This window comes from Vibrio sp. R10-SG-ISO4 (assembly GCF_059834135.1).
The window spans coordinates 315,149-329,439 of sequence record NZ_JCBDHJ010000018.1 but is presented as its reverse complement, the minus strand read 5'-3'; the positions used below and the strand labels follow the sequence as shown (position 1 = coordinate 329,439).

At 50.1% G+C, this 14,291-nt stretch carries 10 protein-coding genes; 2 read left to right on the top strand and 8 right to left on the bottom strand.

The window, feature by feature from the left end:
- Nucleotides 1-58 precede the first annotated feature (58 nt).
- The 7 genes from AC6R03_RS14430 to AC6R03_RS14400 all read right to left on the bottom strand — a co-directional run bounded on the left by AC6R03_RS14430 (nucleotide 59) and on the right by AC6R03_RS14400 (nucleotide 10,298).
- Entirely contained in the window at nucleotides 59-1,693 is a 1,635-nt protein-coding gene (locus tag AC6R03_RS14430; protein ID WP_500631655.1) for a response regulator, read from the bottom strand.
- Nucleotides 1,690-2,049: an Hpt domain-containing protein gene (locus AC6R03_RS14425; RefSeq protein WP_500631656.1), complete on the bottom strand. Its 360-nt coding sequence runs from the start codon at nucleotides 2,047-2,049 to the stop codon at nucleotides 1,690-1,692. The genes AC6R03_RS14430 and AC6R03_RS14425 overlap by 4 nt, the downstream gene beginning before the upstream one ends.
- Nucleotides 2,050-2,055: 6 nt before the next feature.
- The gene (locus AC6R03_RS14420; protein ID WP_500631657.1) at nucleotides 2,056-3,450 is read right to left on the bottom strand and encodes a sensor domain-containing diguanylate cyclase; all 1,395 of its coding nucleotides are present in this window, start codon (nucleotides 3,448-3,450) and stop codon (nucleotides 2,056-2,058) included.
- Nucleotides 3,447-4,043: a response regulator gene (locus AC6R03_RS14415; RefSeq protein ID WP_500631658.1), complete on the bottom strand. Its 597-nt coding sequence runs from the start codon at nucleotides 4,041-4,043 to the stop codon at nucleotides 3,447-3,449. The genes AC6R03_RS14420 and AC6R03_RS14415 overlap by 4 nt, the downstream gene beginning before the upstream one ends.
- Nucleotides 4,040-5,209 carry an EAL domain-containing response regulator gene (locus AC6R03_RS14410; protein WP_500631659.1) on the bottom strand — a complete coding sequence of 390 codons (1,170 nt, stop codon included), beginning with the start codon at nucleotides 5,207-5,209 and terminating at the stop codon, nucleotides 4,040-4,042. Before AC6R03_RS14410 ends, AC6R03_RS14415 begins: the two co-directional genes overlap by 4 nt.
- Nucleotides 5,206-8,901, bottom strand: a complete 3,696-nt coding sequence (locus AC6R03_RS14405; protein ID WP_500631660.1) for an ATP-binding protein — start codon at nucleotides 8,899-8,901, stop codon at nucleotides 5,206-5,208. The genes AC6R03_RS14410 and AC6R03_RS14405 overlap by 4 nt, the downstream gene beginning before the upstream one ends.
- 314 nt (nucleotides 8,902-9,215) lie before the next feature.
- Nucleotides 9,216-10,298: an ABC transporter substrate-binding protein gene (locus AC6R03_RS14400; RefSeq protein ID WP_500631661.1), complete on the bottom strand. Its 1,083-nt coding sequence runs from the start codon at nucleotides 10,296-10,298 to the stop codon at nucleotides 9,216-9,218.
- 128 nt (nucleotides 10,299-10,426) lie between these two features.
- Between AC6R03_RS14400 and AC6R03_RS14395 the strand changes: the two genes are divergently transcribed.
- Both AC6R03_RS14395 and AC6R03_RS14390 read left to right on the top strand, forming a co-directional pair.
- On the top strand, nucleotides 10,427-11,479 hold the full coding sequence (locus AC6R03_RS14395) for a FecCD family ABC transporter permease (protein WP_500631662.1): 1,053 nt from the start codon (nucleotides 10,427-10,429) through the stop codon (nucleotides 11,477-11,479).
- The gene (locus tag AC6R03_RS14390) at nucleotides 11,479-12,249 is read left to right on the top strand and encodes an ABC transporter ATP-binding protein (RefSeq protein WP_500631663.1); all 771 of its coding nucleotides are present in this window, start codon (nucleotides 11,479-11,481) and stop codon (nucleotides 12,247-12,249) included. Before AC6R03_RS14395 ends, AC6R03_RS14390 begins: the two co-directional genes overlap by 1 nt.
- Before the next feature lie 52 nt (nucleotides 12,250-12,301).
- Here AC6R03_RS14390 and AC6R03_RS14385 read toward each other — a convergent pair whose 3' ends face one another.
- Complete coding sequence (locus tag AC6R03_RS14385; protein WP_500631664.1) at nucleotides 12,302-14,164, bottom strand: methyl-accepting chemotaxis protein; 1,863 nt, start codon at nucleotides 14,162-14,164, stop codon at nucleotides 12,302-12,304.
- Nucleotides 14,165-14,291: the final 127 nt, after the last annotated feature.

Below are 14,291 nucleotides of genomic sequence, written 5' to 3'. Positions count from 1 at the left end.
TATATCATCCGATCATTCGTATCAAAGCTTAATATCCTGCCTAAGTCACTCCGGTGGCTTAGGCATACTCCATTACATTGTCTTTCGCCATCGCATAGAGCTTTTTGTAATTGCTGTTGTTGCGCTCTTGTGCCGACATTTGCGCATGGACTACTCGATGGCAATCCGCCAACAAGTTAAATACCTCTCGGTAGTCGCGAATTCGAATGCGGTTATTAGCCAGTAGCTTGATGATTGCCAAGCTCACTTTGTAGGAGTTCGGCATCAGGGCTTTGAGCGTCGCGTATTGCTCTAAGTATTTCTCGCCTTCTTTTTCGTCGCGTTCGTTCCATTGCGCCATAATGCTTTTCACTCGCTGAATTTGGCGCTGCTTATCTTTGAAGCGGCTTTCAAAATTTTTCCACATGACGTGCTGGCTCTTCTTAATATGGGCAATTTGCTCGTCTCGAATCGCCATTTTGGCCTGCTGCAAGAGCACGGGAATGTCGTTAAACAGCGACAGGTGCTCCAGTAGGTAGAGCCAATGAAAATAATCATAGAAATGCAGTGGCTTATCAACGGTGAGCTCAGAAATGAGCGACACGGCGCTGCGCATATCTTGCGACAACCAATGAATGTGCACATGCAGCAACGTCACTTGCACATCAAGATGACGACACTTTTCAAGCTCATCCAACTTACCATTGATGAGGTAGCGCTGAGCTTCAAACACGGCGGGCTTATCCTCATCAACGGCTCGATAGAGAAAACTGCGGACCGTGTTGAGCGTGATGTATTCACTTTGCCGATAGGTATTTTCGTTCTTTTCGCTGTAGCGCTTAATGTAATAAAACGCGTCGTCATAATGAGCTATCGCTAGCGACAGATTGGAGAGAATCAACTCGCGCTCTGTCCCTGCCTCAAGCAGATTGGTGGCCAATTTTAAATGTCCTATCGCCCCCTCTATGTTGTCGTTACGCACACACACCGCCGCCATCCCATCATGGTAGTAGGGATTATTGTCTTGATTCGACAAGGTGCTGAGTACATCCCTCGCCATATCAATCTCTTCTTGTTCAATCAGCACTTTGCTCAATGCGGTTTTCACGCTGTCGCAATCATATTCATCGAGCAGCGCGCGATACTGCAGGGCCGCATCCTCATATTGACCCAACTGGGCATAGCATTGGGCTTTCAGATGGCCCAGATGACGCCCATACTGCGGGTGAAACGGGTGCAGCTCATCACATACCTCTAGCGCCTGTTGGTATTGCTTGTCATAAATAGCGGCATAGACACTCGCCAGTGCCTTTTTCCGCTTGAGACCGCTGTAAAGACGCGCAGAGAGAAAGGGCTTATTGAAGGGCTTAAGCCAATAATCATCCGGGTTACAGTCAATGATGGTACGCACGATTTGCGGTTGGTTTTCACCGGTTAAAAAGGCGAAAAAGAGATCGCTTTTGAGCAGTTGTAAGTGATGCAACTCTTCGAGCAGTTGGTAGCCGTTGATCTGGCTATTGAAGTTCACATCACAAATCACGATGTCGAACGCAATCTGCTTGCAGTGATTGATCACCTCATTTGGCCGATAGGCACAAACAACGTTGCTGCTATCAAAACCAATCTCTCTTAGGATCAACAAGATAGAGTTGCACACTAAACGCGAGTCATCCGCGACCAATACTTTAAGCTGGCTAACATTGATCCCATTCATGGCCCTGCATCCTCCGATGTCGGCATCGATTGCCAGTTCACGACATGCTCAATGCTTTGGCTTAGGTTTCGTGAAAATAGGATAAGCGCCGGCTCACCCTGCACCGATAGAGAACTGGCTTGCAATAAGTGATGCGCCTCACTCGCCAATAAGTGGTGACCCACCATCGCCGCGCCGCCCTTGATCTTATGCAGCAAAGCGCGAACAGCCGCGACATCCTCCCGTTCAAGCGCTTGCGTTAAACCGGTGGCGTCTTCTTGCATCACATCGATATAGCACTGCGCCATCATCGGCCTTGTGCTTGGCTCAAAGGCATCTAGCCACGCCGTGTGATCGTTAGGCTGGATTTGCTGCATCACCTCTTACTTACCCCCCCGCTTGCCTTTGTCTTGATAGAGATTTTCATCCGCCATGATCAGCGCATGGTCTAGCTCATCATCTGGCCGTTTAAACGCCACACCCACGCTCACGGTCACCGCGATGTTCATCGGTCTTAACAGCTGAGCCGATACCTGCTGTTGCAACTTCTCTTTGAGCTCTAACACACGAGGTGGAGTACACCCCGGCAAGATGGCGAGAAACTCATCACCGCCCGAGCGAACAAGATAGTCGGAGTCGCGGAAAACACGCTTCATCGCGTTGGCAATGTGTTTAATCGCTTCATCGCCGGTATGGTGTCCATATTCGTCATTGATGGTTTTGAGTTTGTTGCCATCCACGGCCAAGATAGCCAGAGTTTCACTGTGTGTTTTTTCTATAAACTTGCGAGTATTGAATACCTTGCGGTTATACAGCCCTGTCATCTCATCACGGTGTGACTCTTCGTACACTTTGGCGATATTGGCTTTCGCCTCACGCAGTTTGGCGTAGTGATTCACCCCAAGTAGCGAGACACACCAAAGCAAGAAAAAGGCGGGTAACGTATCAAGCAACAACTTGCTGACCGGATAATTGAAACTGAGCACCGATTTGTTATCAATCACATAGTGCGAGCGAAAGCCCAGCTCTGCCAACGGGTAGTCCGGGTAACTGATTTGCACATAATTAAGCTCGCCCACATTGCCTGAGCTGTACGTCGCTTCTTCACCAAATTTTGAACCAAACGCGTACATATCTACGCTCACATCACCCATCACTTCACCACGATGCAACACGGGGCTCGACAGCGTTATTGTCGGTTCGCCTGAAATCATATCCTGGTAGATTTTTGATACTACTAAGCGATCTGAAAGCGCCTCTGCGGTGGAAAATCGAGAACAAATTCGAAAGCGTTCGCAGCGCTGATCGTGGATGGCGCGTGTACCCAAGTCAATTTGCCCCATATCGCTGAAAAAGATGAACTTTCCCTGCCCTTGAAACGATTGGTAGTAGGTCGCAGAGCGATCATCGAGTAAAAACGCATTCATATTGCCAAAGGCATAAATCAGTGAGGACAACACCACTTTCTCATCGCGATTTAGCTGGTGCGACTCTCCGGTCAGTGGGTAAACGTAGGTCTTAATGCCATATTGACCGATATTGTTGTACGTCTCCTCCAACACCGCCTCATCAATATGAAAAACCGTATTCACAAACAAAGAGGTGTAAATCAGGCGCTGCTTTTGAGTATCGATGCTTTCCGTCAGCAGCTTGAAGTCGTTTTTTTTCGTGCTGACTTGCACATAGGAGTAGGCAAAAAACAGTAAGATATAAGCGATGAATGCCAACGCGCAAGACTTCGTCAGCACGCTGACACGACTCACTTTTTTGCTAATCATAATGCCGCAACCTTGTTGAGCTCCATTAAATTGCCCACACCATATTTGTCTAAAAGACGCTTCTTATAGGTGCTCACGGTTTTGTCGCTGATCGACAGAATATGCGCGATCTCCTTGTTGGTTTTTCCGCGCAGTAAATGGTTCATCACGACGGCTTCACGATTAGAGAGATCCACTTTCTCGCGCTCAGGGCTCGGAGTTGATTTGAACTTGAAGAAGGTATAGCCGTTGAAGATCCCTTCTACTGCATCACGCAAGATCTCTTGCTGCTCCGACTTACACACATAACCGTCAGCGCCTGCTTTAAACGCCAATTCGCTAAACAGCGCGCTCTCTTCCGCCGAATAGAACAAGACCTTACCGCGATAGCCATGAGACTTAATGCGGCGGTAGAAATCGTATCCATCGACATCGGTGAGATTGATGTCCAAGATAAGTAAGTCCACTGCCCCTGACTTAATAGTATTGAGCGCGCTCTTGGCGTTGTTGGCCACAGAGACACTGTCAATAAAGGGTAAGGTTGAGATGGTGGCGCGAATCGCCACTCCCACCAGTGGATGGTCATCAAACACTAAACAGCGACATTTACTCATAATAAGCTCTCTACTAAATTAGGTTGGCAAAGCGGCAGCTCTGCCAAAGGAACAGGTTTACTGACCAAGTAGCCTTGGCAGGTATGCACACTCAACCCGCGCAATACATCCCACGATTGCTTCGTCTCCACACCTTCTGCCACAACATGAATGTTGAAAGATTGCGCAAGTTGGCTGATAAACGTCACGATGCGCTGCTTTTTGGTGTCGTTCTCAAGACCAAGCACAAAGGTGCGGTCTATCTTGATTTCGTTAAATGGGAAGGCATACAAGTTCTCCAACGAGGAGTAGCCTGTACCAAAATCATCAATCGCGACATTGATGTGATTGACGCGCAGCTTGGCTAAGTTTTTGTATAGCGCACGATTTTTCTGATACGAGTACTCTTCGGTGATTTCTATCGTCAGACGCTGCGGATCCACTCGGTGCTGACGACACAGCGTCAGCACATGATCGGCAAAATTGGGGTTCTCCAGATTCGCTTGATCGGCGTTCACGGAGACTTTGGCGGGCAGCAAACCCTGCTGCATATCCATGAGCGCGTTGAGCAATACGGTATCAAACAGCTCGTTCGACAACTGGCATCGCTCCACCATAGGAAGAAAGGTATCGGGGAAGAGCGTGCCATGCTCTGGGTGTTGCCATCTCGCCAGCGCTTCAACGCCCACTACCTCACCAGTATTGAAATCCACTTGAGGCTGATAAAAATTGCAAATGTCCCCCGCAGCCAATGCGAGCAAAAACTCCGCATCCGTTAGCGTTAGCGCGCGTTGAACGAATGTGCGCGGGGTCGGTTTGATGTAGGAAAATAGAGCGCTTAATTCGGCCTCAACAAAAGGCTTACTGATCTGGGCAATAAGGTCAAAACTGTAACCCTGACACATGGCTTTCACGGTAGAGAGCACAGGTTGATCTAGCCCACTGAGAATGGCGACATGTCCAGCAAAACCGACCTCATTGAGCGCTTCAAGCATGTCGATACCATCTCGACCGGGCATGCTCAAATCACACAAGATCAACTGGTAATCCCGTTCACTCACTGATGCCATCGCCGCATCTACCGAGGTAAAACTGTGAATATCACTCACCCCGAGTTGGCGTAGCGCTCTGTCCAGCATTTTTAGCTGTAAGGGGTGGTCGTCTAATAACATCACTGTGTGTGTCATGATTGGGTTCTCCAGCGGTCTACCGCGGCTACCTCTTGCGTCAGACTATCAATCAATGACGCGACTCCCTGAGAGAATGAGTGAGCAGAAGAGTGCTCTATGTGTTGACACTGAGTCACCAGTGACGTGAGCCCAACGGCTGCCAAGCCGCCTTTAATGCTGTGTATCGCCTTGCGAAGCACATCGATATCATCACTGTCTCGCAGCACCTTTAAATCTTGATTCATCGACTGCACAAACAGCGCCGCAAATTCAGCTTGTTCGCTCTCGCTTAACTGAGCAAGCCAAGCGGGCATGGCGCGGGTTTCGCTCGCCTCTGCGGGCAGATACAAGCCAAGCAGAGCACGTAATTGCGCCATTGAATACGGCTTGCAAAGGGCATGGTCCAAGCCGCTTTGGCTGGCAAGCTCCGTCGCCACTCGCGAATCTTCTGCGGTGAGGCCAATCACGGGTAACGCACTCAGTGTCGAGTCTTGACGAATGTGACGCGTCAAGGCAAAACCGTCCATGATGGGCATATGAAAGTCAGTCAGCAGCACATCGATATCCTGGTGCTGAGCAAGATAAGCCAACGCTTGTTCGCCGTTATCGACTATCTTGGCGTCAACGCCCAACTCAGCCAGTTGCATCGCGATGATGTTTTGATTGATGAGGTTATCTTCCGCCACCAAAACACGTCCGCTCAGCGCGGGACTTGCAGGCGCATCCTTAGCTGCTGACGTGGAGGTCGATGTCTGACGCGTGCGCTCCGTCAAGGCTTTAAGCACCAGATGAGGGTAGCGATAGTGCTGACTCGGAATCTCATGTACGTCATCACTCAAACCTCGAATCTGAAGATGATGGTTTTCAAGCATCATCACATCCGCGTGACTCTCACAGGCTTTCAGCCCCCAGGCGCGAAACCACTGTGTCATTTCTACAGGTAAACCTGATTCGTTGTAGCTCACATCGCTCAATATCGGATCTAAGCGAGCACTGGGTTTGAGTGGCAGCTGTAAGCGAAACACACTGCCAACATTGACGATGCTTTCGATATTTAATGACCCACCCATGCAGGCCACCAGCTTATCAACAATGCTCAGCCCTAAACCGGTGCCGCCAAATTGGCGCGTCACGCCATCGTCGGCTTGGGTAAACGGCTGAAAAATCTTTTCTATTTGGGCGCGCGTCATTCCGATGCCGCTGTCAGAGACCGTCACGTTAAGTGCCCGATCAGTGGCGGATGCATCAATTTTAATGAAGCCCGTCTGGGTGAACTTAATCGCGTTAGACATCAAGTTGTTGATGATTTGCACCACTCGCACATCATCAATCACGCCATAACGCTGGGCAAAAGGTAAAAACGCTACGCGACACTCCAGCCCTTTGCTCTGCGCTGCACTTTCAAAGGAACGAACCGTCTCCCCCACCACCTGCAGCAGATCGGTCTCAACCGGATTCACACGCAACTGATTGGCGTGCAATTTGGAAAAATCGAGCACTTCATCCACCAGCTGATTGAGGTGACGGGTCGATTGTTTGGCTTGTTCCACCAGTTCAGACACGTCAGAATGCAACGGCTTGGTTTGCATCAGCTCCAATAGCCCTTGTGCTGCCGCTATGGGAGTGCGCAGCTCATGGCTCATGGTTGCCAAAAAGCGCTCACGAGAGACGACCGCTTCCTGCGCATGTTGCTTCGCTTTGAGAAGCTCGGCTTCTTTCGCTTTGTGCTCGGTGATGTCGTTGAGCACCGTCAACACAAAGCGATTGTTTGAGCTCGGAGACGTGATCATTTTACGTTGGCGGAAAATGTGCGCCACCGACAGACGACAATCTTGAGTTTGGTGATAATCCGCGATCAGCTCACCCGCCAATACCCGCTCCACTTCTTGCGCATTATCGACCAAAGGCGACTGCGCGCTACGACTGGCCACGGTGCACCCGTTGCAATCGCCACGTTGAACGTGCTCGCAGTTACTCAGCACCATCTGGTTGCGGCTGTCATGAATAAATACCCAACTGTCGAGCTCTGAAATAATGGTCTTCAACCACTCTTTTTCGTTCTCTTCTTGATTTGCACTTGCCTCAGCCAAGCCCACTTTGAGCCTGAGGTTAGAGATAATAAAGTAGGTCAGCAGCGCCGCCAGCAATACCAATGTCAGCACAGCGCCAGCGACCTGCACCACTTGCTTGTCGTCATAGCCGTAGATGAAGTTGATTTGGCGATAGCCTCGCATCAGCTTCGCCATCTCGTTAACGTCAATGGTGCTAAATACACTGTCGAGCAATCGCTTCAACTGCGGGGAGTTTTTCACCGCAAACGCGAGGTGCACTTTTAGAGGCTCACGCTCGTTGATTTCGAGCCCGCCGACATCGCTTCGTACCACCAAACTGTGCGCGATATCTTTAGGGATATAAGCAAAATCAATCGCTTGAGATTTCAAATCTGCAATCAGCGTTTTCAGGGTGTCGTATTGTTTGATCTGGCGATCTCGCCACCCGGTAAGATGGACAAATCCTTGGTGCTCACTGCTGGTCAAAACGCCGACAATGTCATGCCCCTGATGTTGAGGCACGTCACCTTCACGGGTCACGGCAACATAGTTGAGGGACAAAAAGGGCTCAGTCAGTTGCCACTTCGCCATCGGTTTTTCATCGGTATACGCCACGGGGACCAAATCGGCGTTATAGCCTGACAGGCTCCCTTCATCGAGATGATCAGGCTCTACATGGGTAAACTCGAGCCCTGTCCGCGAGCGAAGCAGTTGGAAGAAATCATGCAAAAAGCCATCAAGCTTGCCGTCTTCACCACGAAACAGAAACGGATAGGCGGTGGTCGCGGCGCTATAAGTGATCGGCTGTTCGGCGCTATGGGTACGGTGAAAATCGTTCAGTTTGAGTTCAACCGAGTGATAAGGGTTGTCGGAGACTATCGAGCGAACGTTATCTCCCTGCTCTTCTAAATTCAGCACCTGATTGACGCGATCGACAAGGCTTTGATATTTGGCGGTGGTGATCAAGCGCACTTTCTCGCTCTTGACCCACTCTGGCGTCGCCAATGTACCTTTGACGATGTCATGGCCATCAAGAAAGGTGTTTAAGACCACGAAACTGGAGATAAGCGCATCACTCAACCCCAACTCCATCGCTTGCTTGGCATCATCAAGATCGCGGGCATAGTGAATGTTATCAATGCCCGCCGATTTGAGCTGTTCGCAATGGGAAGTGCCGCGAATGCATGACCAAGCAAGAGATTCAGGCGCATGTTTGGCGAGGTGACGATCGGCGTACCACACCGCCACACTGCTAGTGAAAAAAGGTTTAGAGAAGATAAATCGCTTGGCTCGCTCCTCGGTGTGGCTAAAGCCCACCGCCCCGACCACTTCATCACGCTCAATCGCATCCAGCAGTGCAGACACCGTCGGGTAGCCTTTCAGTTCTACCTTCAACTTCAGCGCGTTGGCAATGTTGACCAGATAGTCTTGATTGATGGCGTCAAATGCATTGATGCCATCGCGGTGGGTACCCATCGCTCCCTCTTTTGACACGATACCAAACACCAACGTCGCCCTTTGTGGCTCGCTGGTCGGCGCTACTGGCGCAGTTTTGGTCGCATTCACCTCACCTGTACCTAAACCAAGCAGGCAGAGCGCGCACAGCACCATCACGCGCAGGCGCGGCATGTGAAATCGTGTTTGAAAACGTGGCATCATAAGTCTTTCCTAATCTACTGATCGGCAAGACTAGGGATATAGGAAGCAAAGTCAAACGAGCACGTTTGGCACCTTGATTGTAACTAATTGTTAAATATAGATAATTTTAAATTTTGTAGGAAGAGTATGACACGAGTTCGGGAGATACCAGACAAATCGACTCTGTCAGAAAAGAAGAAAATTGACGCTCTCTAGGCTTAGTAATGACAGAAAAGCCGAAGTGACCCGACATACGGTTCACTTCGGCTTTCGTTGAGGGCAGCACGCTTATTCAACTTGCCCAAAAGAGCGTAACCAGCCTAACAGCTGAGCTCTTATAACTCAGTCATAAAGGTGCCGGTTGGGCTAATCGGCAGGTATTTTTCATAAAACGCCTGGTATTGACCAGCAGGGTCTAAATCACTAAACAGGGATGGGTAAAGAATTTTCGCGTAGAACTGAATCATCGCGCCATCAAGAATCGTACGACATGCACCGTGATACGCCGCAAACATACGCTGGTTTTGCACCGCAGATAGGGTTGACCAACCGACGCGCTGCTGAAATCCGGCTAAACGCTGCTTCGCTAGCGCTTCATCCACACCTTGCCCCATGACCATAGAGTCATCGGCGCTGCCTGATTCATAGCCTGTCATCACAATCACTTCTGGATTCGCAGCGAGGATTTGCTCTGGGTTGAGTTTGCCCCACCACTCGACGTATGGAGCGGAGATATTGTCACCGCCCGCCATGGTCGCAATCGCACCCCACATGTTTTTGCCAAAGGTGTAGCCAGTTTCACTCACGCCCGCCGCACCATATTCGGTGTAGACACGCGGCTTAGGCAGGTTGGCTTTCGCTAGACGCTCGCTGATCATCTCTACGTTTTTCTGGTACTCATCAGCAATGGTTTGTGCGCGCGCTTGCTGACCAGTGATGACCCCAATCAGCTTAGTGCTTTGCACATGGCGCTCCACCGTTTGGGCGTTGTAATCCACAACGACCACCGCGATTCCAGCACTTTGCATACGCTCAACATCCGATTCAAGTGCCTTAAATTGCCAATCCGCCAGTAGCACGACGTCCGGGTTCAAGCCGATCACTTTTTCTACCGAGAAGGTGTTGGTGTCTACACGTCCGATTTCGGGGATCTCATCAAGAGAGGGGCGGTGCTTGACATACTCCGCCCAGCTCGCCGAACGTGCTTGCCAAATGTATTTAGACATGCCAACCACATGGTCATACGCCGCTTCCGTGCCTATTGCCATATAATCTTCAGGGTAAAATCCTACGACGGCTCGTTGCGCCGGTGCATCAAAGGTCACCTCACGTCCTAGAACGTCAGTTACTGTGGTGGTTTGGGCAACAGTGAAACCGCTAAAACAGAGTGCGGCAAACATCATTAACTGTTTAATCATTGGGTCAATTCCTTGTTGTTTTGCGACATATTAATCCCTTTATTAATGATAATGCAACTAACTATCATTAATGGTAATATCACCACCTTTATTTATGCGAATACACCCTTTTGTACAGGTAAGATGACGTGGAATCTGTCGCCTTAGAACAGTTAATCAAGCAGCAGCGCCGCACCGAGAAGCAACGCGTAGGCGTCATTATCGCCTTTGCTTGTCTGATTGTGATGACGTTTGTTTTTGACATCATGACCGGGCCTTCGATGCTCAATGCATCCAAAGTCCTCTACTCATTATTGGAATGGATTGGCTTGCCGTATCAAGTCGATGCATCCACGCAAATCATTGTCACCAACCTGCGCTTGCCCATCGCTTTGATGGCGATCGTCGTTGGCGGCGCACTTGGCGTTGGTGGTGCAGAAATGCAGACGCTCCTGAACAACACCATGGCAAGCCCCTACACCTTAGGTATGGCGGCAGCCGCAGGTTTTGGCGCGGCCATCACTCTGTACATGGGATCTTGGGGGATCAGCAGCAACTATGCAGTGCCACTTGGCGCGTTTTTGTGTTGTATGTTGTCGGCGTGCTTTTTGTTCTCTCTCGCGTCGGTGCGTCATATTAGCTCTGGCCAGCTGATTCTTGCCGGAATTGCGCTGCTGTTTTTGTTTCAATCGCTGCTCTCGTTGGTGCAGTTTGTCTCCTCCCCTGAACTCAGTCAGCAAATTCTATTTTGGCTCTTTGGTAGCCTGTCGAAAGCAACGTGGAATAACCTAGCCATTACTGCGGCGGTGGTCTTATTGGGCGGCGTGTTGCTGATGAAAGATGCGTGGCAACTCACCGCGCTGCGCCTTGGGGAAGAGCGGGCAAAAAGCGTTGGCGTTAACATCAAACGGCTGCGATTAAAAACTCTGTTTATCGTCGCGGTGATCACCGCAACCGTGACCAGTTTTGTTGGGATCATCGGATTTGTCGGCATTGTCGCCCCCAATATGGCGAAATCCATGGTGGGTGAAGATCAGCGATTCTTTTTGCCGATGTCGTTTTTGGTTGGGGCATTTTTGCTCTCAGGCGCCTCTGTGCTATCTAAAATCATCGTGCCAGGCGCGCTATTTCCCATTGGCATAGTCACCGCCATTATTGGCGTGCCTTTCTTCTTCTGGCTTATCTTGGCGAAGCGAGGTTAATGGTGCTGGTTGCGGATCATATTCACATTCATATCGATAATCTCACGCTAGCGGATAACATCAGCTTTGAGCTCAATCCCGGCCAAGTCACTGCGGTACTGGGTCCCAACGGCGCCGGAAAGAGCACACTCTTGAAAGCGCTGTTTGGCGATATTGACCTCTCTCAAGGTGCCATTCGTCATCAAGAGACCACGCTCAACCCGAAAGCTCTCGCTCGCTGGCGTGCTCGCTTTGGCTACATGCCGCAAGACATTCACCTTGAAGTGAGTTTGAGTGTGATAGAAGTGGTACTGATGGGCAGGCTCGATAGTTTGAGCTTGCGCATTGATGATGATTTACTCAAGCAAGGGCTGCACATTCTCAACAGTATTGGCATGGCCCATTTGGCGAATCGTAACGTTAGCTCACTCAGTGGCGGTCAACGGCAGATGATTTTGTTCGCCCAAGCTATCATGCGCAACCCGCAGATCATGTTACTTGATGAGCCCGTTAGCGCATTGGATCTTCACCACCAGCATGTCTTGCTTGATCACTTAGTGAAACAGACACGCGAGCAGCAGTTTGTCAGCATTATGGTGCTGCACGATCTTAATTTGGCGGCGCAATACGCCGACCATCTTCTGGTCATCAAACAGGGGCAATTGGTCGCCAGCGGCGCGCCCAATGCCATTTTGACCACAGAGCTGGTGAAGTCCATCTACAATGTGGATGCCACGGTTCATCATGATAACGATGGCGTACCCTTCATACGTACTCTAAAAGCCAGTTAACGCACGCTCACCGCTCAAAAAAAGCCCCAGCATTAAGCTGGGGCCATTTCGACTAAACAATAAACTTGTTGAGTGCTGATGATTGCTCTTCGACAAGGCGCGTCTGTTGCTCGACTAAGTTAGACGTTTCCAACGTACGTTCTGCTACTTGGCTCGACAGATCTTTGATGTTCACCGTATTGCTGTTGATCTCTTCAGCCACCAAGCTTTGCTCTTCCGCCGCGGAGGCAATTTGGATATTCATTTCGGTGATTTGCGACACCGCATCTTTAATGCGATGCAGTGACTCATTGGCACTGTGCGCGTGCTCTACCGTCTCCATCGCCAGATCGTAGCTCTGAGTCATCGCCGAAGCCGTCGTGTTCGCGCCCGCTTGTAAGCGTTCAATCATAGCGCGAATCTCGGTGGTCGATTCCGTCGTGCGCTGCGCTAAGGTGCGAACTTCATCCGCTACTACTGCAAAACCGCGTCCTGAATCGCCCGCACGCGCCGCTTCAATCGCCGCGTTCAATGCAAGCAGGTTGGTTTGGTCAGCAATGCCATTTATTACGCTGACGATAGATTCAATGCTGTCGGTTGAGGCTTCCAGTTCACGGACACTTTTCGACGCGCGCTCCATCTGCTGCGCCAGCGTTTGGATAGAATCAGACGTCAGCGAGACAATGCTGGTGCCCTCTTCTGCGGCGTGATCCGCCGATTGCGCAGCGTGCGCCGCGCTCTGTGCGTTCTCTGCCACCAACGCACAGGTCGTCGACATCTCATTCATCGCAGTCGCCAACTGCTCCACTTCTTGTACTTGAGTGTCCAACAGCATTCGTGAATCGTTCGCCGCGATATTGGTCGACTCCGCCACATGAGTGACATCGTGAGCTGTGCGTTGGCTGTCTTTAATCAGCGCTTGAATCGTCGCAACAAAGTTGTTGAAGCTTTTCGCCAGCTGGCTAAATTCTTCATCGGTATTGGTATCAAGACGCTTAGTCAAGTCGCCATCGCCACTTGCAACGTTGTCCATCGCTGCACTCAGTTGACGCAATGGGCGGGTTAGCCAAGCGATGATCGCCAAGAAAACCGCTAAACTGAGGAACATCAAGAGAGTGGCAATGATCATCGAGCTTGTTCTCATGTTCTGCAAAGGAAGATGTGTCTGCTCAAAATCGACGAGGATGCCGACAAACCAGCGTGTATCAGGCACTGGCTGGTAGGTGACATAGTAATCTCGCCCATTAACAGGCAAGATCTTAACATCATTGCTAATCGCACCATTTGCAATGAAACGAGTCAGAGGCTGACCATTAAATTGCGCGTTTGGGTGACCAATGATGGTGCCATTTTCATGAACAATGAATAGCATGCTGTGTGGCACGTCAGCCTCATTGACAGTGGCTGACAACACAGAAAGGTCAACATCAAAAAAGCTTACTGCCTCAAGCTGACCACTCTGGTAAATCGGTTGTGACACAGAGATCAATACCGCGCCTGTGCCTTCATCCACATACGGCTCTGTCACCACTCGTTGACCCACGCGCTTTGCGTCCACATACCAAGGGCGAGTGCGAGAATCCCAGTCACTCGGTGGCGTCCAACTGGCATCATTGTGCACAATTCGGCCATCATCTTCATATCCGACTCCGGCGGTAACAAAGACATGATTCAGTGCCGATTGATTGAAAATAGTATGAACACTCTCTTGAGGTGCGTTCGCCGTCAACTCCGATAGGTAATCAGCAAAGTCATATTTGGCCTTCATGGTTTCCGACAAATTATCAGCTACCTGTTTCATCGAGAGGTCAATCATTGTTGAGATAGAACTCTCCACTTCTTTACTCAATGCACGGTAGTTAAGGGTCGATAATAGACTCAACGACACTAAACATATCGCTGATCCTGCTACGATCAGTTTGGTACGAAATTTCATAATTCCTCGGAGACAAATAAGCATGCTCGTGCGAGTGTAGCGAAGTGCATATTTTATGAGGAATATCGGTTATTCCTCATACAGTAACGAGGTACACATTGGCTCCGTACCAATACCAAACAGCAAA